The organism is Sphingobium cupriresistens, from assembly GCF_004152865.1.
Classification (GTDB): domain Bacteria; phylum Pseudomonadota; class Alphaproteobacteria; order Sphingomonadales; family Sphingomonadaceae; genus Sphingobium; species Sphingobium cupriresistens.
Map to the genome: position 1 here is coordinate 1 of NZ_SEOO01000095.1, position 2,635 is coordinate 2,635.

Genomic DNA, 2,635 nt, shown 5'->3' on the forward strand with positions numbered 1-2,635 from the left:
GCGAGCGAACCGTCAGCGGGCTTTGGGGCCTGATAGGAAAGCTCGTCGATATCTTCCAGCCCGACGAATGCGCCAATTACTTCAAATCGTGCGGATATGAACCGGAATGAGTGGAAACCGCTCTAGCTACTTGAACGCGAACCAACATCTTTGCTCGTTCGATTGCAAAACGGTAACGCAATCCCAGATCTATTGTTTCACGGGGCGGCGCAAACAAGCTGTTTCGTGCGTTGCCCACTCGCGCCGAGAGACTTTCAACACTGGCGTCGAGTGACAATGGACTGCTACCATTGTCCAGCCGCCAATCCAGGTTCAGGATTGTCCGCCGACGCACAGAACCAATCGGTCGGGCACCAATCGTGCCGTTTGCAACCGCATCCCCACTAATTTTGGAATCAATCAGCACGGTCCCTGCAATCAAGGTCAGGCCCGGTCGGATGCTTCCTGCCAGTGAAACCTCCAAACCCTTGTTCGATGATGCGCCCAGCGCCCGGAAAAAGGACGACGAGTCGAGGTTGAAATAGGGCTTGGTTATGGAAAAGGCGCCCGCCACGATGTTCAGCGTCGGGGAAAATGCGTAGCGTAATCCGATTTCCGACTGCCGGGTTCGGATCGCTGGGGGCACAGCGCCGCGGTTCACGGCAATGGCGGGCGCTGCCGGCACTTCCTCAAAGCCGCGCACATGACCGCCATAAAGGGTAAGGCGGCGTGTCATGTGCACCGCTGCGGTCAGGCTGCCCGTCATCGGATCGTCCTCGACGACAGCGTGGGGATCGACAATTGCGGCGAAATCGAACGACTTGCGATAACGCGATTTGGACAGCGCAAGATCGAGCGAAAAACGTCTTGCCTGCGCGACGGCATAGCCCAGGCCGATGGTCGTCTGGCTGGTAGTGTCCTGGTCATCCCGACCATAAACAAAGACCGGTTCAGGGCGTTGATCGGCGAAAGTCAGGCTGCTTTCGCCCAGCGAAATCCGTTGTGCACCGCCAAAGCGCCGATCCCCGGTCTTTGCTCGAAGGCTGAGCGTCAGCCTGTGGGCAAAATTTCCGTGATCGAATGTCCGTATCAGTCTGACTTCACCGGACGTCGTCCTGTCCCGATTGTTCGCGTCCGCGACGATAACGCGATTGGGGGTCGTGCCATCGGGCCGCATCTGGGCATAAACGTCAGTGAAATTTGCGTAGCCAAGACGCTCGTCACGAAACAGCCCCGCTTCCAACCACCACGGGCCGACGGGCAGCTTGGTCAGGGCTCCATAGGTACGATGACCCACATCCCTGTCGGTCCAGCTTTGCCCGATCATGTCTCGCCGCCGAATTTTTGGCGGAAGATAATCGCCCCCAGGAAAAATGGATGGCGCGGCCTCGTCGTCATAGGTGCGGGTGGAAGACAGGAAGCCGGCTATTAATGCGCCGGAATAGGGACGCCAAGCCAGGCTGCCGGCGCGAATGAAGGAATCGTAATTTCCTCCTTCATGCCGATTCTGCCGACGGGACGCCAGGCCGACATGCAGCTCAAAATTGTCGGTCAGCGCCTTCTGCCCATCCACGGATATAACCAGAGAACCAAATTGCCCCCGCTCCAGGCCAAGGCTGAACTTGTCTGCCGACCCAGGCAGGGTCAGTTGATAATCGACAATGCCGGTAGGGGCGGGAAAGGGATAACCTTGTGCGGTAAGGCCTACCCGCACTTTATTCCCGTCAACGATCCGGTTGGGCAGACGATCGACCTGAGCGAAATACAGCCCTTCGATGCGCGCATTGCCTGCATCGACGGGTGAAAAACCGCGGACGTCATCAATGCCGTACAGGCCGATCTTCTCGTTGCCGATGGATAGGCCAAAGGCATCGCTAGCGCTGGCGATGGCATTTTGCGTCGTCATTTGGGCATGCGCTGCCGAGGACAGGCAAAAGCCCGCCGTCAAGGCGCACAATCGATACCACCCCATCGCCTATCGCCGACCTTCGCTTGGTTATCGCAGTTCAGGCGAGGGCGGAAGAAAACAGGGCAAGCATTCTGCCCCAGGCGCGCTCAGCCTGCACGGGGTGGAATGCTTTGCTGTCTGTCGGGCACCAGCCGTGCTGCGCGCCCTCATAGACTTCGATCTCGGCTGGGCGGCCAGCGGCATCGAACGCCGCCCGCAATTTCGTCTTGTCGTCCGGGTTCTGTTTGTCGTCATTGTCCGCAATGGCGATCAGGTAGCTGGCTTTGCTCCGTGCAATCAGCTGATGAGGGCTGTCCGCCTTGTCGGTGGCCAGCGTTCCACCGTGAAAGGAGACAGCCGCCCCTATCCGGCTGGGCACGGCCGCGGCGGTGCGCAGGACGAGGGCGCCACCCATGCAATAGCCTGCGGTGCCGATCTGACGACGGGTATCGACGTGGGGGTGCTCATCAAGGAACCCGACATAGGCATTTGCGTCACGGGCCGCGGCTTCAGGTGTCAGCAAAGCGCGCATTGGCTGGATGTGGGCGCGGGTATCGGCATCGCGCGGGTCGTCAGGCGTAATACCAACCTGCATTGATCATGACCCACGCGCCCATTTGCGGCGACCGATGGTCATGATGTGCCAAGGCTGATCGACGAGCTTGTTCCAAGCCTCGCAGCAGTGGTCGATGATGTTGTCGTAGGAGG

General features: G+C 59.3%; 2 protein-coding genes and 1 pseudogene. 1 reads left to right on the top strand and 2 read right to left on the bottom strand.

Annotation, left to right across the window (positions count from 1 at the left end):
* Positions 1 to 110: pseudogene (locus tag EWH12_RS22560) on the top strand (IS630 family transposase); the annotation flags it as partial.
* Here EWH12_RS22560 and EWH12_RS21650 read toward each other — a convergent pair.
* Entirely contained in the window at positions 77 to 1,885 is a 1,809-nt protein-coding gene (locus EWH12_RS21650; protein WP_165363697.1) for a TonB-dependent receptor, read from the bottom strand. The pseudogene EWH12_RS22560 and the gene EWH12_RS21650 sit on opposite strands and share 34 nt — an antisense overlap.
* Positions 1,886 to 1,985: 100 nt before the next feature.
* Positions 1,986 to 2,522 (bottom strand): dienelactone hydrolase family protein, encoded by a 537-nt coding sequence (locus tag EWH12_RS21655; RefSeq protein WP_129927794.1) that lies wholly within the window; start codon positions 2,520 to 2,522, stop codon positions 1,986 to 1,988.
* Positions 2,523 to 2,635 lie beyond the last annotated feature (113 nt).

Excerpts from the sequence above, each read along its gene's own strand:
- EWH12_RS21650 (WP_165363697.1), bottom strand. The coding sequence starts at position 1,885 with ATGACGACGCAAAATGCCATCGCCAGCGCTAGCGATGCCTTTGGCCTA.
- EWH12_RS21655 (WP_129927794.1), bottom strand. The coding sequence starts at position 2,522 with ATGCAGGTTGGTATTACGCCTGACGACCCGCGCGATGCCGATACCCGC.